16 protein-coding genes and 1 pseudogene are annotated in these 20,481 nt (G+C 61.1%); 4 read left to right on the top strand and 13 right to left on the bottom strand.

Translation table 11 applies throughout. From position 1 onward, the window contains the following. The first annotated feature begins 51 nt into the window (after nucleotides 1-51). The 4 genes from cobG to cobJ are packed head-to-tail and all read left to right on the top strand — an operon-like array spanning nucleotide 52 to nucleotide 4,367. Nucleotides 52-1,353 carry a precorrin-3B synthase gene (gene cobG / locus CJU81_RS00370; protein WP_095035063.1) on the top strand — a complete coding sequence of 434 codons (1,302 nt, stop codon included), beginning with the start codon at nucleotides 52-54 and terminating at the stop codon, nucleotides 1,351-1,353. Then, nucleotides 1,346-1,972, top strand: a complete 627-nt coding sequence (locus CJU81_RS00365) for a precorrin-8X methylmutase (RefSeq protein ID WP_088378299.1) — start codon at nucleotides 1,346-1,348, stop codon at nucleotides 1,970-1,972. Before cobG ends, CJU81_RS00365 begins: the two co-directional genes overlap by 8 nt. Beyond that, complete coding sequence (locus CJU81_RS00360) at nucleotides 1,972-2,703, top strand: precorrin-2 C(20)-methyltransferase (RefSeq protein ID WP_095035062.1); 732 nt, start codon at nucleotides 1,972-1,974, stop codon at nucleotides 2,701-2,703. Before CJU81_RS00365 ends, CJU81_RS00360 begins: the two co-directional genes overlap by 1 nt. Then, nucleotides 2,700-4,367 carry a precorrin-3B C(17)-methyltransferase gene (cobJ, locus tag CJU81_RS00355; protein WP_095035061.1) on the top strand — a complete coding sequence of 556 codons (1,668 nt, stop codon included), beginning with the start codon at nucleotides 2,700-2,702 and terminating at the stop codon, nucleotides 4,365-4,367. The genes CJU81_RS00360 and cobJ overlap by 4 nt, the downstream gene beginning before the upstream one ends. An 80-nt stretch (nucleotides 4,368-4,447) precedes the next feature. Here cobJ and CJU81_RS00350 read toward each other — a convergent pair whose 3' ends face one another. The 13 genes and pseudogenes from CJU81_RS00350 to CJU81_RS24390 all read right to left on the bottom strand — a co-directional run. Then, nucleotides 4,448-5,044 (bottom strand): MarC family protein, encoded by a 597-nt coding sequence (locus CJU81_RS00350; protein WP_095035060.1) that lies wholly within the window; start codon nucleotides 5,042-5,044, stop codon nucleotides 4,448-4,450. 58 nt (nucleotides 5,045-5,102) lie between these two features. Then, nucleotides 5,103-7,883: a hybrid sensor histidine kinase/response regulator gene (locus tag CJU81_RS00345; protein ID WP_095035059.1), complete on the bottom strand. Its 2,781-nt coding sequence runs from the start codon at nucleotides 7,881-7,883 to the stop codon at nucleotides 5,103-5,105. 99 nt (nucleotides 7,884-7,982) lie between these two features. After that, nucleotides 7,983-9,281 carry a phosphoribosylamine--glycine ligase gene (purD, locus tag CJU81_RS00340; RefSeq protein WP_095035058.1) on the bottom strand — a complete coding sequence of 433 codons (1,299 nt, stop codon included), beginning with the start codon at nucleotides 9,279-9,281 and terminating at the stop codon, nucleotides 7,983-7,985. Between the two features lie 168 nt (nucleotides 9,282-9,449). Beyond that, nucleotides 9,450-11,057: a bifunctional phosphoribosylaminoimidazolecarboxamide formyltransferase/IMP cyclohydrolase gene (gene purH, locus CJU81_RS00335; RefSeq protein WP_095030777.1), complete on the bottom strand. Its 1,608-nt coding sequence runs from the start codon at nucleotides 11,055-11,057 to the stop codon at nucleotides 9,450-9,452. An 81-nt stretch (nucleotides 11,058-11,138) separates the two neighbouring features. Beyond that, nucleotides 11,139-11,459 carry a DNA-binding transcriptional regulator Fis gene (gene fis, locus CJU81_RS00330; RefSeq protein WP_003439210.1) on the bottom strand — a complete coding sequence of 107 codons (321 nt, stop codon included), beginning with the start codon at nucleotides 11,457-11,459 and terminating at the stop codon, nucleotides 11,139-11,141. Continuing rightward, nucleotides 11,456-12,469, bottom strand: coding sequence for a tRNA dihydrouridine synthase DusB (gene dusB, locus CJU81_RS00325; RefSeq protein WP_095030778.1), 1,014 nt, complete (start codon nucleotides 12,467-12,469; stop codon nucleotides 11,456-11,458). The genes fis and dusB overlap by 4 nt, the downstream gene beginning before the upstream one ends. Nucleotides 12,470-12,686: 217 nt before the next feature. After that, nucleotides 12,687-13,946, bottom strand: coding sequence for a DUF3426 domain-containing protein (locus CJU81_RS00320; RefSeq protein WP_095035057.1), 1,260 nt, complete (start codon nucleotides 13,944-13,946; stop codon nucleotides 12,687-12,689). 30 nt (nucleotides 13,947-13,976) lie between these two features. Further along, nucleotides 13,977-14,855, bottom strand: coding sequence for a 50S ribosomal protein L11 methyltransferase (gene prmA, locus CJU81_RS00315; protein WP_016783390.1), 879 nt, complete (start codon nucleotides 14,853-14,855; stop codon nucleotides 13,977-13,979). A gap of 171 nt (nucleotides 14,856-15,026) precedes the next feature. Beyond that, nucleotides 15,027-16,385 carry an acetyl-CoA carboxylase biotin carboxylase subunit gene (accC, locus tag CJU81_RS00310; RefSeq protein ID WP_095035056.1) on the bottom strand — a complete coding sequence of 453 codons (1,359 nt, stop codon included), beginning with the start codon at nucleotides 16,383-16,385 and terminating at the stop codon, nucleotides 15,027-15,029. A 17-nt stretch (nucleotides 16,386-16,402) separates the two neighbouring features. After that, the gene (accB, locus tag CJU81_RS00305; protein WP_095001030.1) at nucleotides 16,403-16,861 is read right to left on the bottom strand and encodes an acetyl-CoA carboxylase biotin carboxyl carrier protein; all 459 of its coding nucleotides are present in this window, start codon (nucleotides 16,859-16,861) and stop codon (nucleotides 16,403-16,405) included. A 25-nt stretch (nucleotides 16,862-16,886) separates the two neighbouring features. Beyond that, complete coding sequence (aroQ, locus tag CJU81_RS00300; protein ID WP_048360251.1) at nucleotides 16,887-17,342, bottom strand: type II 3-dehydroquinate dehydratase; 456 nt, start codon at nucleotides 17,340-17,342, stop codon at nucleotides 16,887-16,889. A 130-nt stretch (nucleotides 17,343-17,472) separates the two neighbouring features. Beyond that, entirely contained in the window at nucleotides 17,473-19,245 is a 1,773-nt protein-coding gene (locus CJU81_RS00295; protein WP_095035055.1) for a protein-disulfide reductase DsbD, read from the bottom strand. Nucleotides 19,246-19,315: 70 nt separating this feature from the next. Next, nucleotides 19,316-19,840: pseudogene (locus tag CJU81_RS24390) on the bottom strand (methyl-accepting chemotaxis protein); the annotation flags it as partial. Nucleotides 19,841-20,481 lie beyond the last annotated feature (641 nt).

Genomic DNA, 20,481 nt, shown 5'->3' with positions numbered 1-20,481 from the left:
TTGCCTGCCCTGGATAGCCCCTTGACCTTGCCACCTGAACTTTCAGTCACGATGCCTGTGCGCCCTTCGGCTTGCCCGGGGTTGCTGCGTATCGTCCAGGCAATGGATGGTGGCATCTGTCGGGTCAAACTGGACGGTGGCTCGATCACCGCCCGACAAGCCCGCGCGGTGGCCGATGTGGCTCAGCGCTATGCCAGTGGCGTGATCGAAGCGACCAACCGTGGCAACTTGCAGATACGTGGTGTCGGGCCACAGCATCGGGCGTTGATTGAGCCTCTGCTGGCGGTCGGGCTTGGGCCCGCAACGGCGGCCAGTGATGATGTGCGCAACGTGATGCTCAGCCCGAGCGCCGGCATCGACCCACAGATGCATATCGATACCTGGCCGCTGGCCCGGCAGATACTGGCCAGCCTGCAAAACACACCGCGGTTCGCCGAGCTGTCGGCCAAGTTCGCCGTGCAACTGGACGGCGGTGAAACCCTGGCCATGCTGGAGCACCCGCACGACCTGTGGTTGTCAGCGTTCAGGCGCGATGGCCAGACGCTGCTGGCCTTTGGCTTGGCCGGGTGCCCCGCGCACGATCCGGCACTGGCTGCCGTGCCTGTTGAACACGGGCATGAACTGGTAATGGCCGTGCTGATGCAGTTTCTGGATCTGGCGCGGCCTGAGCAAATCCGCATGCGCCATCTGCTGGAAGAAGTCAGCGCTGAGTCGTTTGTCGGGCAACTGGCGCAGCGGCTCAGCGTGGCACTTTTGCCCGTTGCTGGCTGGCAGCGGGGTGCCGCTTCGGCGTCCATGCATCTCGGCATCTGGTCGCAGCATGCAAATGGCCAGGTTTATGTTGGCGGCGCCCCGCCACTGGGGCGGCTGGATGCAGCGATGCTGGCGGGGTTGGCCGAGCTGGCCGAGCGCTACGGCGATGGCACTCTGCGTTTCACTGCGTGGCAGAGCGTATTACTGCCCAACGTCGCGCAGGCTCAGGCCAGCGCGTTAATGGGCGAGTTGATGGTGCTTGGCTTGATCTGCGATGCAGGCAGCCCGCTGGCGCATCTGGTGGCCTGTACCGGTTCCAGTGCCTGTGCCAAAGGCCTGGCTGACACCAAGCAGGATGCCCGCCAGTTGGCCGCGTTGCTGCCAATGCCCATGAATATTCATCTGACCGGCTGCCGGCGCTCCTGCGCGGCAGCCCACATTGCGCCGGTCACCTTGCTGGCCGTGGCGCCCGGTCATTACGACCTCTATTTACGCACCCCGGAGCATGCCGGTTTCGGTGTTCTGCGCGAGCGCAATCTTACAATTGAAGCGGCGGGCGCCTGGCTTGAGGCCCGCCAATGGAGCAACACCGATGATTGATTACATCCGCGATGGTCAAGAGATCTATCGCAACTCGTTCGCCATTATTCGTGCCGAGGCCAACCTCGAGAGCATCCCGGCGGACCTGGAAAAACTCGCCGTGCGCGTGATTCACGCCTGCGGCATGGTCGATGCCATCGAAGACCTGCGCTTTTCGCCGGGCGCAGGTAAGGCCGGGCGTGACGCTCTGGCGGCAGGTGCTGCGATTTTGTGCGATGCGCGCATGGTTTCCGAAGGTGTTACCCGTACCCGTTTGCCGGCCAATAACCCGGTGATCTGTACCCTGCGTGAAGAAGGCGTGCCCGAGCTGGCGCTGGAGAAGGGCAACACCCGTTCGGCGGTGGCCCTTGAGCATTGGCGCCCATACCTGGAAGGCAGTGTGGTGGTGATTGGCAACGCGCCTACCGCGTTGTTCTATCTGCTGGAAATGATCGATGCTGGCGCGCCAAAACCGGCGTTGATCCTGGGCTTCCCGGTAGGCTTTGTCGGCGCTGCCGAATCCAAGGCCATGCTCGCTGCGGATAGCCGTGGCGTGCCGTTTGTGATCATGCAGGGCCGCCGTGGCGGTAGCGCGATGGCGGCTGCGGCCGTTAACGCCCTGGCCACGGAGATCGAATAATGGCGCAACCAGGACGTTTGATCGGTCTGGGCGTCGGCCCCGGTGACCCTGAGCTTATTACGGTTAAAGCCCTGCGCCTGCTGCGCGAATCGCCGGTGGTGGCGTATTTCGTGGCCAAGGGCAAGAAGGGCAATGCGTTCGGCATTATCGAAGCCCATCTGCAAGACGTGCAAACCCAGATGCCGCTGGTGTACCCGGTGACCACCGAGGTGTTGCCTGAGCCGTTGTCTTACGAGCAGGTGATCAGCGATTTCTACGATCAGGCCGCAGTCGAAGTGGCCGTGCATCTGGACGCCGGTCGCGATGTGGCGGTGATCTGCGAAGGTGATCCGTTCTTCTACGGCTCCTATATGTACCTGCACGACCGTCTGGCCCAGCGTTTTGAAGCGCAAGTGGTACCAGGTGTGTGCTCGATGCTGGGCGGTGCTTCGGTATTGGGCGTGCCGTTGGTGTATCGCAACCAGAGCCTGTCGGTGCTCTCGGGTGTGTTGCCCCACGAAGAACTCAAGTCGCGGCTGGCGGTTGCCGATGCGGCAGTGATCATGAAGCTGGGGCGCAACTTTCATAAAGTGCGCGAAGTGCTGGGCGAGCTGGGGCTGGCCGAGCGGGCGTTGTATGTCGAGCGCGCCACCATGAGCAATCAGAAGATCGTGCCGCTCAATGAAGTGGAGCCAATGTCTTCGCCGTATTTCTCGCTGATTATCGTCCCTGGCGAACGGTGGCAGGGTTGAGTCGCCCGGCACCGGCCATTGTCATTCTGGGCAATGGCAGCCTGGACACCGCACGCCGCATCCAGCAGTTGCTGCCCGGCGCCTCGGTCCTTGGGCTGACAGGGCGGGTTGAAGGCGCAGATCGCAGTTACAGCGATTTCGGCGACACCCTGCGTCAGCTTTATCAGCAGGACACGCCGATTATTGCGCTGTGCGCTGCAGGTATTGTGATCCGCACGCTGGCGCCATTGTTGCTGGAAAAAGGCGCCGAGCCGCCGGTGCTGGCGGTGGCCGAAGACGCCAGCGCGGTGGTGCCGTTGCTGGGTGGGCTGGGCGGGGTAAATGATCTGGCGCGGGTCATTGCGGCTGGCCTGGGGATTGCCCCGGCGATCACCACCAGCGGCGAACTGCGCTTTGGTACGTGTCTGCTGAACCCGCCAGCGGGCTATGCCCTGGGCGATCTGGAGCTGGGCAAGCGCTTTGTTTCGGATCTGCTGGCCGGCGAATCAGTGCGTATCGAAGGCGATGCACCGTGGCTGGCGCGGGCGCAGTTGCCCGAAAACGCTCAGGCGCGGCTGGCGATTCATGTGGGCAACGCCGAGCGTGCCCCTGCCGCCGACGAGTTGCTGATTTATCCGCGCAATGTACTGGTGCAGGTGTGTGCCGAAGTTTCGCCACAGACGATCCTCGAAGCATTGCAGCAGGCCGGACTGGCTCGCCAGTCCCTGGCTTGCATTGTCGCGCCCGATACCTTGATGGCCAGTGCGCCGTTGCGTGACACGGCCGTTGAACTGGCGGTGCCATTGCGGTTTGTCGACGGCGATGAAACGTTGTTGCCTGTAGCCTGGCGTGAGCCAAGCAAGGGTGTGGCGCTGGGGGTGGCACCTGCGCCAGTGCAACCGCAATTGATCGGTCGCCCTCGGGGTCGTCTGGCCGTGATCGGCCTGGGCCCCGGTGCTGCCGAGCTGATGGTGCCTGCAGTCAAGGCCGAGCTGGCGCGGGCCAATGATGTGCTGGGTTATGAAACCTATGTACGTATGGCCGGGCCGTTCCGCGACGATCAGGTGATGCATTGCACCGATAACCGCGAAGAGATGCAGCGCGCCCGCCACGCCTTCGAGCTGGCGGCGCAAGGTCGCTCGGTGGTAGTGGTGTCTTCAGGGGACCCTGGCGTTTTTGCCATGGCCGCCGCCGTACTCGAAGCGTTGCATGAATCTGTGGACCCGCAGTGGCACAGCGTCGACCTGGAGATCCTGCCGGGTGTGTCGGCCTCGCTGGCAACGGCCGCACAGGCCGGGGCGCCGCTGGGGCATGACTTCTGCGTGATGTCGCTGTCGGACAACCTCAAGCCGTGGAGCATCATTGAAAAGCGCCTGGACCTGGCTTGCGAGGCGGATCTGGCGCTGGCGTTCTATAACCCGATTTCCCGCTCAAGGCCGTGGCAACTGGGCGTTGCGCTGGATATCGTCAGGCGCCATCGCACGGCGCAAACACCGGTAGTACTGGGTCGTGACATTGGCCGCCCGGGCCAGACCTTGCGCACCCTGACCCTGGGTGAGTTGACCCCGGAGCAGGTGGATATGCGCACCATGGTACTGGTGGGCTCGTCGACGACGTGCACCTTTGCCCGTGCCGACGGCATGCAGTGGGTGTACACGCCGCGCTGGTATGGCGAAAAGCCCTGAGCGCCGTGGGAGCGAGCCTGCTCGCGAAAGGCTAGACAGCCGCTTCGCGAGCGGGCTCGTTCCCACAGTCCAGTGTATTTTCAGGGAACCATATACCCTTTGATCCCGGTAAAGATGATCTGCGCTGCAAGGGCGCAGACAAACAGGCCCATCAGGCGGCTGACGATCTGCAAACCCTGCTCGCCCAGAATCCGTTCGATGCGGTTGGACAGGTAAAGCACCACGCCCACCGTCAGGCTGGCCAGGGCAATACTGACAATCGCCATCAGCTTGTCATCCCAGTGGGGCTGGCTGACGCCCATGACCAGCAACGCACCGATGGTACCGGGGCCGACAGTGAGCGGGATGGTCAAGGGAACGATAGTCACGTCCTGCTGCACATTGTCGGTTTGCACCGCAGACTTGCCCTGGGCCATGCCCAGTGCCGAGATAAATAGCACGCTGCCGGCACCGATGCGGAATGCATCGACGGTGATGCCGAAGACGCTGAAGATCGTGCGCCCGAACAGGTACAGCAACACGCTGGAGATCAGCGTGGCCAGGGCCACTTTCCAGGCCAGCCGGCGGCGTTCCTTGTTCGAGTAACCCCGAGTCAGGCTGATAAAGCACGACAGCACGAAAAACGGGCTGTAGAGCACCAGCATCTTCAAGTACACACTGAACAGCACATGGAGCATGGTCTGAGCTCACATCGATGGGGGGCGCCGAAAGTCTATCAGGGGGACAGGCTGTCTGTTAGGACAGTTGCGTGCGGGATTGACGCAACTCACGTTGTTCGACCCAAAACTCTACCAGTTCACGCAATTGCGACAGTTCCACGGGTTTGGACATGTGCCCGTCCATACCGGCCTGCCGGGCGCGTTCTTTGTGTTCGGTAAGAATGTGGGCAGTCAGGGCGACAACCGGAGTGCGCACCCGCTGGTGGCTGACTTCCCAGGCACGCAATTGCTCGGTGGCGGAAAATCCGTCGAGTACCGGCATCTCACAGTCCATCAGCACCAGGTCATAGCGTTGGGCCTTCATCGCCTTGAGCGCTTCGGCACCATTGCACGCAGTGTCCGGGTGCAGGTTGAGCTTGCCCAGCATGCCGCGGATAACCTTGGTCGAAATGTTATTGTCTTCAGCCACCAGAATGCGGAAGTCGCCGGGCACTGAGACCGGCACGGCGGCGGGGCCATTAGCCGAGGTTTGTGCGGCGGCATGGCCTTTGTTGCGCTGGGTCAATTCGTCGGCCAGGGTGGTTTTGAGGGTGTAACCGGCCACTGGCTTGGCGAGGATCCGCTTGATCCCGCAGTTGCGCGCAATGATCTTGCTCGGTGCATTGCTGATGCCGGTGAGCATGATCAGCAGAATGTCATGGTTGAGGCTCGGGTCTTCCTTGATCTTGGCGGCCAGTTGCATGCCGGTCATGCCGGGCATGTTCTGGTCCAGCAGGACGATGTCAAAGTAGTCACGCAAGTGCGCCTTGGTGCGCAGCAAGGCCAGGGCTTCCTTGCCCGAGGCGGCGGCGCTGACATTCAACCCCCAGGCCGAGCACTGCTGCACCAGCACTTTGCGGCAGGTGTCGTTGTCGTCGACCACCAGTACCCGCGCGCCTTTGAGCGGGCTGTCCAGGTCCGAGGTGGGATGCTCCAGGTGCTGCGGGTCCAGGGGCAGGGTCAGCCACAGGTTGCTGCCGGTGGTCTGCCCGGGCTTTATGCCGAATTCGCCGCCCATCAGGATGATCAGCTGGCGGGCGATCACCAGCCCCAGGTGGCCACCAAGGCGGGTTGCGGCAAGGAAGTTCTTGCTGTGCAATTCGGCGTGCAACAGGGCGTCACGCTCCTGCTCATCCATCGGCTGGCCGGAGTCCTGGATGGCAATGCGCAAGCGTGGCGGGCCACTGCGCTCCTCAAGGGCAACGACGATCAGGATCTCCCCCTCATCGGTCTTTTTCAGGGAGCTTTCGAGCAGGCTCAGCAAGGTCTGACGCAGGCGGGTCGGGTCGCCGCTGATCACCCGGGGTACTTGCGGCTGGATAAAGCTGATGAGCTCGACGTTCTGCTGTTCGGCCTTGGTGCGGAAAATACTCAGGCAGTCTTCGATCAGGGCATTGAGATCGAACTGCACGTCATCAAGCTCGATCTGCCCCGATTCGAGCTTGGAAATGTCGAGAATTTCGTTGATCAGGGTCAGCAGTTCATTGCCGGCGCTGTGGATGGTCTGCACGTAGTCGCGCTGCTTGACCGACAGTGGTGTGCCCAGCAGCAGCTCGGTCATGCCCAGCACGCCGTTCATGGGGGTGCGGATTTCATGGCTGATCCTGGACAGGAACTCGGCCTTGGCATTGACCTCGGCAGTGCTGGCCGCCAATTCGCGGCTGATGCTGAACTGGGCCTGGGTGATGCTGCGGTTGCGCTCGCTCAGGGCGAAGCTCATCAGCAAGCCGCTGAAGCAAACCACGCACATCAGCGCCACCACCAGCTCCTGCGGTGCGATCAGGGTCAGGCCCAGCAGCGCCGGGAGAATCACCAGGGTGCCGATATTGAAAATCACCATCGCTATGGCAAACATGCGCGCCGGTTTGTAGCCCTTTTGCCAGTGGTAAACCGATACGGCCAGAATGCTGACACTTGCCAGCCCGACCAGGGCATAGGTAATGAGGTTCAGCGGCAGGTTGTCGATAAACAGCAGCAACAGGCCACCGAGGCCGATAATGAGAATATCCAGCAGCAGCAGTTTGAGCAGTCGATGGGCGCCGCGACTCGCGAAAAAGCTATAGGTGAACATCAGCCCGCACGGCGCGGTCAGTAACAGTGTCAGGTACGCCCCCGGGGTTTGCAGGCTGTGCCATTGCCCCAGCCAGGGGTCGAGCAGGTTCAGGAACAACACTGAACTGGCCATTAGCAGTGCTTCGCAGATCGCCAGCCACAGGCTGCTGGGCGAGCGGCTGAAGGCAAAGCGCACAAGGTTGTGCAGCAACAGCATCGTCATGCAGCCCAGCAACAGGCCATAAAGCAGGGGCTTGCTCTGGCTGGCGGCCAGCATCACGGCAGTGTCGAGGGTAATATGGGGGCGCAATTGGTGGTAAGAGACCATGCGCAGGTATACATCCAGCGGTTTGGCGCTTTGCGGCAGGGGCAGCAGGTAGTCACTGCTGGGTACCGGTTTGCTGTTGGTGGGTAATGCTGAACCGGTGTTCATCTCACTGATCAGTTTTTGATCATCGAACACATACATGTCCAGGCGCGCCAGGTCCGGGGCAAACAGCCGCAGGATCTGCTCGTGCTTGTCGGGTTGCAGGTGTACGCGCAGCCACAAGGCTTCGCCGGGTTCAGCGGCACCTATGCGGTCAAGGTCGACAGGGCTGAACTGGCTGGACAGGCGAGGGGAGCGGACATCGCTCAGTTGCAGGCTGGCCTGCGGGTCTGACAGGACAGACCAACTGGTCGCTGTAGCGGCTTGCGCAGGCATCATGCCAAGCACAGTGGCCAGTAGGGCGGCGGTAAAAGCTATGGCGATCCTGAGCCAGCGCACGGCGAAATCCCTTCGTAAAGTGAAGCCTGATGTTAACTATGCGCGGGCCTGGAATAGTTAGGCAAGGGCCGAAGGCCCCAGCCTATCCATGTGGATTACTTATTCCTGGCTGTCACCGCGTTCGCGTGCAATGGCGCGGTAGCCAATGTCGTTACGATAGAAGCAGCCGTCCCACTCGATGGCCTTGGCCAGTTCGTAAGCCTTTTGCTGTGCCGCTTCAACGGTGTCGCCCATAGCAGTGGCACACAGTACGCGGCCACCCGATGTTACGACTTCGCCGGCGGCGTTGAGTGCAGTACCGGCATGGAAAACTTTACCTTCCAGCTTGGCGGCAGCATCCAGACCGTGGATCACGGCGCCCTTGGCGTAATCGCCAGGGTAGCCACCGGCGGCCAGCACGATGCCCAGGCTTGGGCGCGGATCCCATTGCGCTTCAACCTTGTCCAGTGCTTGAGCCAGAGCAGCCTCAACCAGCAGCACCAGGCTCGATTGCAGACGCAGCATCACCGGTTGGGTTTCCGGGTCACCGAAGCGGCAGTTGAACTCGATCACTTTCGGGTTGCCGGCCTTGTCGATCATCAGCCCTGCGTACAGGAAGCCGGTGTAGACATTGCCTTCTTCAGCCATGCCGCGCACGGTTGGCCAGATCACCAGGTCCATCACGCGCTGGTGAACGTCAGCGGTGACCACCGGGGCAGGGGAGTAAGCGCCCATGCCGCCGGTGTTAGGGCCGCTATCGCCGTCGCCGACGCGTTTGTGGTCCTGGCTGGTGGCCATCGGCAGCACGTTCTTGCCGTCGACCATGACGATGAAGCTGGCTTCTTCGCCGTCGAGGAACTCTTCGATCACCACGCGCGAACCGGCTTCGCCAAAGGCGTTGCCTGCGAGCATGTCGCGTACGGCGTCTTCGGCTTCGGTCAGGGTCATGGCGACGATCACGCCTTTACCTGCGGCCAGGCCGTCGGCCTTGATCACGATCGGCGCGCCGACTTTCTGCAGGTAAGCCAGGGCCGGTTCGATTTCGGTGAAGTTCTGGTAGTCGGCGGTCGGGATCTTGTGACGCGCCAGGAAGTCCTTGGTGAACGCCTTGGAGCCTTCCAGCTGGGCAGCGCCAGCGGTAGGGCCGAAGCAGTCCAGGCCACGGGAGCGGAACAGGTCAACCACGCCGGCAACCAGGGGTACTTCCGGGCCCACGATGGTCAGGGAAACATTCTTCTCGGCAAAATCTGCCAGTTGCTCAAGGGCCAGCACGTCGATGGCGACGTTCTCGCATTTGGCTTCAATGGCGGTGCCGGCGTTGCCCGGGGCAACGAATACTTTGGCGACACGTGGGTCCTGAGCTACTTTCCAGGCCAGTGCGTGTTCGCGGCCACCGCTGCCAATGATCAAAACATTCATTTCAAAAACCTCGGATGACGCTGAATTCTGGTGAGCACCGCAATCTGAGCCTGTAGTCGCTGCCGAAGGCTGCGAAGGGTTGCGAAGCAACCCGTTATCTCAGGCTCCCTGCAAATCCCATCGCAGCCTTCGGCAGCGACTACAGGGTTGCGGTGCGCTCAAAAGTGATTAGTGACGGAAGTGGCGCATGCCGGTGAACACCATGGCAATGCCGGCTTCGTCAGCGGCAGCAATCACTTCGTTGTCGCGCATCGAGCCGCCCGGCTGGATCACGGCAGTGATACCGGCCTTGGCCGCGTTGTCGATGCCGTCACGGAACGGGAAGAATGCGTCCGATGCCATCACGGCGCCCTGTACTTGCAGACCTGCGTGCTCAGCCTTGATCGCGGCAATACGGGCCGAGTTTACGCGGCTCATCTGGCCTGCGCCGACACCGATGGTCTGACGGCCCTTGGCGTAGACAATGGCGTTGGACTTGACGTACTTGGCCACTTTCCAGGCAAAGATCAGGTCGTTGATCTCTTGCTCGGTCGGCGCGCGCTTGGTCACGACTTTCAGGTCTTCGCTGCCGATCATTTCGATGTCACGGCTTTGTACCAGCAAACCGCCGTTAACGCGTTTGAAGTCCCAGGCCGGGGCGCGATCTTCGCTCCACTGGCCGCAGGCCAGCAGGCGCACGTTGGCTTTGGCCGCGACGATGGCACGGGCTTCCTCGCTCACGGACGGGGCGATGATCACTTCAACGAACTGGCGCTCGACAATGGCCTTGGCCGTTTCGGCGTCCAGTTCACGGTTGAAGGCGATGATGCCGCCGAAAGCCGATTCGGTATCGGTGGCGTAAGCCAGCTCGTAGGCCTGGCGAATGCCGCCTTCGGCGTCCGGGCTTACAGCCACGCCGCACGGGTTGGCGTGCTTGACGATGACGCAGGCAGGCTTGACGAAGCTTTTCACACATTCCAGCGCAGCGTCAGTGTCGGCCACGTTGTTGAACGACAGTTCCTTGCCTTGCAGCTGGGTTGCCGTCGCGATGCTGACTTCGGTCGGCTTGGCTTCAACATAGAACGCCGCTTTCTGGTGCGGGTTCTCGCCGTAGCGCATTTCCTGGGCCTTGATGAACTGGCTGTTGAAGGTGCGCGGGAACAGGCCGCGGTCTTCGGTGCTCAGTGTTTCAGCGGCCTGGTTCACAGTGCCCAGGTAGTTGGCGATCATGCCGTCGTAGGCAGCAGTGTGCTCGAAAGCCTTGAGCATCAGGTCGAAACGCTGTGCGTAGGTCAGGCCACCGGCCTTGAGGTTTTCCAGGACATTGGCGTAATCGCTGGCATTGACCACGATGGCCACGTCTTTGTGGTTTTTCGCAGCCGAACGAACCATGGTCGGGCCGCCGATATCGATGTTCTCGATGGCGGTCGGCAGGTCGCAACCTGGCTTGGAGATGGTGGCTTCGAACGGGTAGAGGTTAACCGCGACCAGGTCGATCGGCTTGATGCCGTGCTCGCTCATGATGTCATCGTCAATGCCGCGACGGCCCAGGATGCCACCGTGGATTTTCGGGTGCAGGGTTTTCACCCGACCGTCCATCATTTCTGCAAAGCCGGTGTAGTCCGCGACTTCAACAGCGGCTACGCCGTTGTCTTGCAGCAGCTTGAACGTACCGCCAGTGGACAGGATCTCGACGCCGAGGGCTTCCAGTTCACGGGCGAAATCAAGGATTCCGGTTTTGTCGGAAACGCTGATTAGAGCGCGGCGGATCGGCAGGCGGGTAGTCTGATCGGTCATCTCGATTTCCATCAAAAGCAAAGGAGTCAGCAAAAAAGGCGGCCTGTTTTATCAGGACGCCTTTCAGGTTTGATTGAATGCTTACAGCAGATCGTACTGTTTGAGCTTTTTGCGCAAGGTGCCGCGATTGAGGCCCAGCAGCTCGGAGGCCTTGGTCTGGTTGCCCTTGACGTAGTTCATGACGCACTCGAGAAGGGGAGCCTCGACTTCGGAAAGTACCAGGTTGTAGACGTCCGTGACTTCAGCGCCCTCCAGGTGGGCGAAATAATTGTGCAGCGCCTTTTCGACACTCCCGCGAAGGGTCTGACCTTCTTCGCTCGGTGTATTGAGGTGCTGTTTCAAGTTGACGTTGTCGCTCACGGGCGTTGTTCCACTCACTAATGTCTCGGTCATCATCGTCATGCGGCCACCCATCCTTCGTCCCCTGTCACCAGGCTCTTGTGTCGTTCGGCGAAAAACGCCTGAACGTTGGCGCATTGTGCTTCCGTATCTTCTAAACGATTGAAGTGGGCGCGAAACTCCTTGGCGCCCGGCAAGGTTGCCAGATACCACCCGACATGCTTGCGGGCAATGCGTACGCCCAGTACCTCCCCATAGAAGGTATGCAATGCAGCCAGATGCTCTAGCAGAATACGTTCCACTTCGACCATCTCCGGTGCCGGCAACAGTTGCCCGGTACGCAGAAAGTGATCGACCTCGCGGAAAATCCAGGGCCGCCCCTGGGCCGCCCTGCCAATCAACAGCCCGTCGGCCCCGGTCGCGTTCAGCACGTGCAGGGCCTTGTGGGGTGAATCAATATCGCCGTTGGCAAACACCGGTATCGACACTGCCTGCTTGATCGCGGCAATGGTGTCGTACTCGGCTTCACCGGTGTACAGATCGGCACGGGTTCTGCCGTGCACCGCCAGAGCGGTAATCCCGGCTTGTTCGGCGATCTTTGCCACCGTGATGCCGTTCTTGTTGTCCCGGTCCCAGCCGGTGCGGATCTTCAGGGTAACCGGTACATCAACCGCAGCCACGACGGCCTGCAGGATCTCGTTTACCAGTGCTTCGTCTTTCAGCAATGCGGAGCCGGCGGCCTTGTTGCAGACCTTCTTTGCCGGGCACCCCATGTTGATATCAATAATCTGTGCGCCCAGTTCCACATTGGCCCTGGCGGCGTCTGCCAGCATTTGCGCATCGCCTCCGGCGATCTGTACCGAGCGTGGCTCGGGATCACCGTCGTGAATCATGCGCAGGCGCGATTTGCGGCTGTTCCAGAGACTCATGTCACTGGTGACCATTTCCGAGACAACCAGGCCTGCGCCCATCCGTCGACAAAGCTGACGAAAGGGCTGGTCGGTGACTCCCGCCATGGGGGCGAGAATCAAACCGTTGTTCAATGTATATGGGCCGATGCGTACCGCCGACATAGGACTTCCCTGTTGTGGGGCCGGATCTTGGGAGTTCGAAAAAGGGTTGGCATGATACCCGCTCTCGATGACTGGTTAAAGACGCAATTGGATGATTTTTGAACAATTGCGGCTTGCAGCCAGTTACAAGTGGCAAGCGACACGCTGCAAGACGCAGAAAATCTGGTTTTAGCTTCTAGCTTGCTACTTGTGGCTTAGAGCTAGAAGCGTAGCGCGGTTATTCGGGTGAGTGAAAACTGAGGCTGTAGTTCACGGCCTTCGGGCCCGGGTCGAGGATGTCCAGGGCAATGTGGATAGGGGTTTGCGGCGGCATTTCAGCTTTGGCCATATCGCCGCTGAGGTATTCGCCGGGTTTGAACCGACGACTGGCGATCATTTTGCCGTTGAGATCGGCAAAACGCAGTTCCAGCAGCGGGAAGGGCTGGGAGAACGGCGCGCGGTTGTAGAGGATGGCATCCACCACCAGCGCACCGGCAAATTCAGGGTGGCTGCGTACCACCAGGTTGCTGCTCTTGATCCGGTCGATATCGACCTTGGAGGGCACCGTACAGCCGATCTGCGGGCACAGTTGCTGGAAGATCGGGCGGTACTGGTCCTGGCGTGCCAGCTCGTCGAAGTGGTTGGCGATGTACTGCCCGGCCAGTGCCGCTGCGGCCAGAAGCACCAGCAAGATCCAGAGCAGGCGCTTGCCCCACGGCGTTCGGCGTTTTTGCCAGTCCAGGGTCAGCGGGTCGTCAACCAGATCCATCAGCGGGTCTTCGTGGACAGCCGGCTCGCTGCGCTTGCGTTTGCCCTTGGTCAGAGGCAATGGCTTTAGCGGTTCGTCGTCTTCGTCGTCGGTGGCTGACAAGTGTTCGGCCACCAGCGGCGGCTCCAGTTCGTCATCCATTGATAGCTGCAAGGGCGCAGTATCGTCCGGTTCGTCGATGTCCAGCGACAATGACGGCTCGGTACGCCCGGTTTCAGCCAGCTCGGCTTCGCTTTCGACTGCCTTGGCGTTTGCGGCGCGGTCCGCAGCAGATTCGCTGAACAGGCTATCAGACCATTCACCTTCTTCTGCTTCAGAGGTTTCGCGACGAGCGCTAAGCGACGTGCTTGCGGGCTTGTGCGGTTGGCCGAAGCTTTTGCTGGGCTGAATTTCACGCTCTTCGAGCTTGGCCAGTTCTTCGTCCAGATCCAGATGGTCGAGGTCGATCGTGTGTGCCTGCCACGCTGGCGGGCTGACCGGCACGGCCGGGGCAGTGGCTTCGACTTCGACAGGTACAGGCGCGATCGCTTCGGGCGCGGCGACGGCGGGCGTCTCCACGGCGGGCGGCTGCCCTGTTTCAGTGCTCTGGTTCAGCAGTTGCTGCGCGGCATTGAACACTTGCAGGCAGGCGCCACAGCGCACCACGCCGCGTGCCATGCCCAACTGAGCGTGGCTGACGCGAAAGTTGGTCTGGCAATGTGGGCACTGGGTAACGAAGCTATCGCTCATGCGGCCATCCGGATTGGGCATGGTTTCATTCTAGCGCCGACGGCCGCTGATGCGCACCCAGCCATCGCGATTGGCAATCGGGTCCAGATCGAAGTCCTGGGCGTAAGCTGCCGCCACTTCTTCGCCCTGTTCGGCGAGGATGCCCGACAGTGCCAGGCGGCCACCCGGCTTGACCAGGCTGGACAGTTGCGGGGCCAGGGAAACCAGCGGGCCGGCGAGGATGTTGGCAACGACGACGTCGGCCTGCACCTGTGGCATGTCTTCGGGCAAGTACAGCGGGAACAGCTGCGGATCGACGCCGTTGCGGTTGGCGTTGTCGCGGGAGGCTTCCAGCGCCTGGACGTCGATGTCGGTACCCACGGCGTGTTTGGCGCCAAGCAGCATGGCCGCGATGGCCAGAATGCCCGAGCCGCAGCCGAAGTCCAGCACGGTGCAGTCTTTCAGATCCTGGCCGTCCAGCCATTCCAGGCACAGTGCGGTGGTCGGGTGAGTGCCGGTGCCGAAGGCCAGGCCCGGGTCCAGCAGCAGGTTAACGGCATCCGGCTCGGGAGCTGCGTGCCAGCTTGGTACGATCCACAGGCGCTGGCCGAAACGCATCGGGTGGAAGTTATCCATCCAGCTGCGTTCCCAGTCCTGGTCTTCGATCACTTCGGCATGATGTTCAGGGAGTGGCGAACCGGTCAGCAGTTCCAGATGGGACAGTACGAGTTCAGCTTCGGTGCCGCCTTCGAACAGTGCCAGCAAATGGGTGTGCGACCACAGCGGGGTGGTGTTGAGCTCAGGTTCGAAGATCGGTTGGTCTTCGGCGTCCATGAACGTAACCGAAACGGCGCCGACTTCGAGGAACGCGTCTTCGTAGGTTTCGGCTTGTTCCGGGCTGATGGCGAGGCGTACTTGCAGCCAAGGCATGGCGGGCACCTTTGAAAGAATAGGAGTGTGCAGCCGGTCGGGCTGCGAGAAGCGCGCAAGTTTACGCGAGCGTAGGCATGGGGGGTAATCAAAAAACGATGAAAAGTCCTGGCCCCTCACCCACAAACAACAAAGCCGCTCGAAAGCGGCTTTGTTGACGGGATTACAAACTTACTGGTTAGCCAGTTTGTGTTCCAGGTAGTGAATGTTGACGCCGCCTTTGCAGAAGCCTTCGTCATTCACCAGATCACGGTGCAACGGGATGTTGGTTTTGATCCCGTCGACCACGATTTCGTCCAGGGCATTGCGCATGCGCGCCATGGCTTCGTCACGGGTCGAGCCCCAGGTGATCAGCTTGCCGATCAGGGAGTCGTAGTTGGACGGAACCTTGTAGCCGCTGTACAGGTGCGAATCGACGCGAACGCCGTTGCCGCCCGGAGCGTGGAAGTGCTTGACCATGCCAGGGCTCGGCATGAACGTCGCCGGGTCTTCAGCGTTGATCCGGCACTCCAGCGAGTGACCGTGAATGTTCACGTCCGCCTGGGTGAAGGACAGCTTGTTGCCAGCAGCGATGCTCAACATCTCTTTGAGAATGTCGATGCCAGTGACCATTTCGGACACCGGGTGCTCTACTTGCACACGAGTGTTCATCTCGATGAAGTAGAAGCGACCGTTCTCGTACAGGAACTCGAAAGTGCCCGCGCCACGGTAGTTGATGTCGACACAGGCTTTTACGCAGCGAGCCAGAACTTCAGCGCGTGCGGTTTCGTCGATACCCGGTGCCGGTGCTTCTTCCAGCACTTTCTGGTGACGACGTTGCAGCGAGCAGTCGCGGTCGCCCAGGTGGATGGCATTGCCCTGGCCGTCGGAAATCACCTGGACTTCCACGTGACGCGGGTTGGTCAGGTATTTTTCCAGGTAGACCATCGGGTTGCTGAACCAGGCACCGGCTTCTTCGCGGGTCTGCTTGGCTGCTTCGATCAGGTCTTCTTCACGGTGCACAACGCGCATGCCGCGACCGCCGCCGCCGCCAGCGGCCTTGATGATCACCGGGTAGCCGACTTCACGGCCAATGCGCAATGCGGTTTCAGGGTCTTCCGGCAGCGGGCCGTCAGAACCTGGAACGGTCGGAACACCGGCCGCGATCATGGCGTGCTTGGCCGATACCTTGTCGCCCATCAGGCGAATGGTGTCGGCTTTCGGGCCGATAAAGGCAAAACCGGATTTCTCGACCTGTTCGGCGAAGTCGGCGTTTTCAGCCAAAAAGCCGTAGCCCGGGTGAATCGCCGTGGCGCCGGTCACTTCCGCGGCCGCGATGATGGCCGGAATGTGCAGGTAAGACAGGTTGGCCGGTGCCGGACCGATGCAGACGGTTTCGTCTGCCAGGCCCAGGTGCATCAGCTCTTTGTCGGCAGTGGAGTACACCGCGACAGTCTTGATCCCCATTTCCTTGCACGCCCGCAGGATGCGCAAAGCAATCTCGCCACGGTTGGCGATCAGGACTTTTTCCAGCTTCTGAGGCTTCAACATCGTTGGCTCCCCGTGGTTCAAACGATGGTGAACAGCGGTTGGTCGAATTCAACCGGCTGACCGTTCTCTACCAGGATGGATTCGATAACGCCGGCTTTTTCGGCCGTGATGTGGTTCATCATTTTCATCGCTTCAACGATGCAAATGGTGTCGCCGACCTTGACGGTCTGGCCCACTTCAACGAAGGCAGGCGAAGTTGGCGCCGGGGTACGGTAGAACGTACCGACCATTGGCGACTTGACCACAAAACCGTTCAGTTTCGGAGCAGCAGGCGCTTCGGTCACGGTGGCAACCGGAGCAACAGCAACCGGCGCTGCAGCAGGCGCTTGCATTGGGGCTGGCGCGTAGTACTGCTGGGCAGGAGTCTTGCTGTGACGGCTGATGCGTACGGACTCTTCGCCTTCTTTGATTTCCAGCTCGTCGATGCCGGACTCTTCCAGCAGTTCGATCAGTTTCTTAACTTTACGGATATCCATGAATCGTCAACTCCCAATGGGTCTGTCAGGGGCGTTTAGCTTGTAGTTCAAGCTGTTCCAGGGCGGCCTCCAAGGCCAGTCGATAACCGCTGGCGCCAAGGCCGCAGATCACGCCTACCGCAACGTCGGAGAAGTAGGAGTGATGGCGGAAAGGTTCGCGTTTGTGCACGTTAGACAAATGCACTTCGATGAATGGGATGCTCACCGCCAGCAGCGCGTCACGTAATGCCACGCTGGTGTGGGTAAAAGCCGCCGGGTTGATCAGAATAAAATCCACCCCTTCGTTGCGGGCGGCGTGTACGCGGTCGATCAATTCATACTCGGCATTGCTTTGCAGGTAGAGCAAATGGTGGCCGGCATCCCGGGCTCGTTGCTCCAGGTCCTGATTGATTTGCGCCAGGGTGGTTGCGCCGTAGACGCCCGGCTCGCGGGTGCCGAGCAGGTTCAGGTTGGGGCCGTGTAGAACCAGGAAAGTCGCCATCTGCTGTTCCTTATTATCTGTGTGCAGTTGTCAGTGCCGGGCGACTATGCCGAAAAGCGGAATCGCTGTCCAGTTAACTGCAATAGCCAGCACGATGACCGATGTTCGCGAAAAGTTTGTGACTGGGGCTCTAGATCTGGTCATTCGCGATCGCGACACGTTCGGCGAAGTCCGCTGCATTGATCTCACCGATGACCCGTTGGTCACTTTTTTCGACGCCATCTTTGCCGAAGAACATCAAGGCTGGCGGGCCGAACAATTTGTACTGATCAAGCAGGGCGCGTTGCTCGGCATTGCTGGCCGTGATGTCGAAACGCACCAGCCGGTAACCCTTGAGCAGCTCCAGCACGCGGGGGTTGTTCAGGACTTCGTGCTCGATCACTTTGCAACTGATGCACCAGTCGGCGTACCAGTCCAGCAACAGTGGCTGGCCAGCAGCTCTGGCCTGGGCCAGTGCGCTGTCCAGTTCGGCCGGGGTGCTGACAGTGAGCCATTGACCTGTCGGTACTGCAGAGCCGTTCGCGGCACTGGCAACCGGTTGTGAGTGGCCGATGGGGTTGAGCGGATCGCTCTGGCCGCTCAGGGCGCCAAACCAGCAGGCCAGGGCGTAGACCAGCAGAAATACGCCCAAGAGTTGGGCCAGGCGCTGGCGCGGGGCTTTGTAGGTGAACTCCAGGGTGCCCAGGAACAGGCTTACGCCTGCGGCCAGCGCGCCGATCAACAGCAGGGTGACCGGGCCCGGCAGCACGCGGCTGAGCAGGCCGATCGCCAGCCCGAGCAGCAGCACGCCGATGGCATTTTTTACACTGACCAGCCACGGCCCGCTTTTTGGCAGCCAGGCCGCGCCACCGGTGGCCACCAGCAACAGTGGTGCACCCATGCCCAGGCCAAGGGCGAACAGTTTCAAGCCGCCACCCAGCGCATCGCCACTGGCGCTGATGTACAGCAGCGCCCCGGCCAGCGGCGCGGAAACGCACGGTGACACCAGCAAACTGGAAACCACGCCCAGCACTGCGGCGCCCCACAACGAGCCGCCCTGGGTGCGATTGGCGACACGATCCAGGCGATTGCTGATGGCTTGCGGCAGCTTGAGTTCAAACACACCGAACATAGCCAGGGCGAAAATCCCGAAAAACAGCGCGAAGGGCACCAACACCCACACGGATTGCAGGCGTGCCTGCAAATTGAGTTGCGCTCCGAACATGCCCATCAAGGCACCCAGCAGAGCAAAGCAGGCCGCCATCGGCAATACATAGGCCAGCGACAGGCTGAAACCGCGCAGCCCGCCCACCTGGCCGCGTAACACCACGCCCGACAGGATTGGCAGCATCGGCAAGACACAGGGGGTAAATGTCAGGCCCAGGCCTGCGATGAAAAACAGCGCCAGTTCGCGCCAGTTCCACGTTTTTTCCGGCGTGGCGCTGGCGGTGCTGGTGACTGTACTGCCATCAATGTTCAGCCGTTCGGTTTCAGGCGGGTAGCACAGGCCCTTGTCGGCGCAGCCCTGGTAGCTGACCACCAGGGTGAAAGGGCGTGAATCGTTGGCCGGGCGAGGGATGACTACGTCGAGAATGCCGTGATAAACCTCGACATCGCCGAAATATTCATCGTGTTTGGCTTCGCCGGGGGGCAGTTGCGCAGTACCCAGGGCGATATCGGCGGGTTCGGTCTTGAAGGCAAATCGGTGCCGATACAGGTAATAGCCTTCGGTGGGCACAAAGCGCAGCTTGATTGACTCGGGGGTGCTGCTGATCAGGTTGAGCTTGAAGGCTTCGCGTACCGGTAAAAAGTCGCTGCTGTTATTGATCGCGCCCAGGGTTGCACTGGGTCGGTTATCCAGCAGCCCGGCGCCCATGGCAGGCACGGCAAACAGCAAACACAAGAGCAGAAACAGGCGGCGCATAGGAATCTCGCAAAGCAAACGTGCGGGCATGATAACGCGGTGCATGGGTATGTGGGTGTGTGGGAGCGGGTTACACCCGAAACGCCTGCACCGCAGTGTTGAGCTGCGAACCCAGTTCCAGCAACTGCTGGCTCTGGTCACGGGCAATGCCGATGCGTTGCAGGTTTTCGTCGCCCAGTACATGAATGCGCTCGCTGTGGTCGCGAATCTCGCTCACCGCTCCGGTTTGCTGGGCGGTGACGTCGGCGATGCGTACGGCGGTAGTGGAGATGGTGGCAATCGCGTCGACAATTTCATCCAGCGCACCGTCGGCATCCTGTGCCTGCTGGGCGGTGGCCTGGGCGTGGCTGACTTGTGCGCGGATGCCTTCAACTGACTGGCGGGCGGCCAGTTGCAGCCCGCCAATCATGGTCTGGATCTCGTTGGTGGCCCCCGCAGTACGCTGGGCCAGCGAACGCACCTCTTCGGCCACCACGGCAAAGCCACGGCCCATTTCACCTGCGCGGGCGGCTTCGATGGCGGCGTTGAGCGCCAGCAGGTTGGTCTGGTCGGCAATCGAACGAATCACCGTCAGCACACCACCGATGGTGGCCGACTCTTCAGCCAGGCGTTCAATGGTCTGCGCGTTGCCCTGCACTTCACCGACCAGGGCATGCAGCCCGGTCAGGCTCTGGCCGATCACCCGTTGCCCCTGGGCAACCGCAAGGCCGGCGCTGCGGCTGGCATCGGCGGCCTGGCTGGCGTCGCCTGCCACCTGGGAAATAGTGGCCTCCAGTTCACCTAGGGCGTCGCGGATTTGTCCCGTATCAGCGGCCTGGCGTTCAGCGCCGCCGTGCAGCCCCGAACTCAGTTCGGCCAGGGTCTGACTGCTGCCAGCCACTTGCTCGGCATTCAGGCGCAGGGTGCCCACCAGGTTCACCAGATAACTGCGCAGACGGTTGAGCGATGCTTCGATATCTCGCAGTTCGCGGTTGGTCTTGCCCAGTTGAATATCGCGGCTGAAATCGCCTTCGGCCCAGGTCGACAGCAGCGGCGCAAGGTAGGTCAGCACCCGTGCCAGTTTGCGCTGCAGGGTGTCGATCAGCAGCGCGATCAACAGGATCAGGCCAATCATCAGGCCCTGGATCAGCCGTACTTCATTCTGGATCTGACCATGCTCGGCGCGCACCACGGGCTCCAGTTCGGCAATGGCCTGTTGTACGGCGCCAAGCCTGAGGTGGGTGGCGGTGCTGAGCT

The sequence above is a fragment of the Pseudomonas fragi genome (assembly GCF_002269505.1).
GTDB lineage: Bacteria > Pseudomonadota > Gammaproteobacteria > Pseudomonadales > Pseudomonadaceae > Aquipseudomonas > Aquipseudomonas fragi_D.
The sequence above is the reverse complement of the archived record's forward strand: the minus strand, read 5'-3'. Positions and strand labels throughout refer to the sequence as shown.

Excerpts from the sequence above, each read along its gene's own strand:
- cobG (WP_095035063.1), top strand. The coding sequence starts at position 52 with ATGCCTGTGCGCCCTTCGGCTTGCCCGGGGTTGCTGCGTATCGTCCAG.
- accB (WP_095001030.1), bottom strand. The coding sequence starts at position 16,861 with ATGGATATCCGTAAAGTTAAGAAACTGATCGAACTGCTGGAAGAGTCC.
- fis (WP_003439210.1), bottom strand. The coding sequence starts at position 11,459 with ATGACGATGATGACCGAGACATTAGTGAGTGGAACAACGCCCGTGAGC.
- purH (WP_095030777.1), bottom strand. The coding sequence starts at position 11,057 with ATGACCGATCAGACTACCCGCCTGCCGATCCGCCGCGCTCTAATCAGC.
- dusB (WP_095030778.1), bottom strand. The coding sequence starts at position 12,469 with ATGTCGGCGGTACGCATCGGCCCATATACATTGAACAACGGTTTGATT.
- CJU81_RS00350 (WP_095035060.1), bottom strand. The coding sequence starts at position 5,044 with ATGCTCCATGTGCTGTTCAGTGTGTACTTGAAGATGCTGGTGCTCTAC.
- CJU81_RS00365 (WP_088378299.1), top strand. The coding sequence starts at position 1,346 with ATGATTGATTACATCCGCGATGGTCAAGAGATCTATCGCAACTCGTTC.
- prmA (WP_016783390.1), bottom strand. The coding sequence starts at position 14,855 with ATGCCTTGGCTGCAAGTACGCCTCGCCATCAGCCCGGAACAAGCCGAA.
- CJU81_RS00360 (WP_095035062.1), top strand. The coding sequence starts at position 1,972 with ATGGCGCAACCAGGACGTTTGATCGGTCTGGGCGTCGGCCCCGGTGAC.
- CJU81_RS00295 (WP_095035055.1), bottom strand. The coding sequence starts at position 19,245 with ATGCGCCGCCTGTTTCTGCTCTTGTGTTTGCTGTTTGCCGTGCCTGCC.
- CJU81_RS00320 (WP_095035057.1), bottom strand. The coding sequence starts at position 13,946 with ATGAGCGATAGCTTCGTTACCCAGTGCCCACATTGCCAGACCAACTTT.
- accC (WP_095035056.1), bottom strand. The coding sequence starts at position 16,385 with ATGTTGAAGCCTCAGAAGCTGGAAAAAGTCCTGATCGCCAACCGTGGC.
- aroQ (WP_048360251.1), bottom strand. The coding sequence starts at position 17,342 with ATGGCGACTTTCCTGGTTCTACACGGCCCCAACCTGAACCTGCTCGGC.
- purD (WP_095035058.1), bottom strand. The coding sequence starts at position 9,281 with ATGAATGTTTTGATCATTGGCAGCGGTGGCCGCGAACACGCACTGGCC.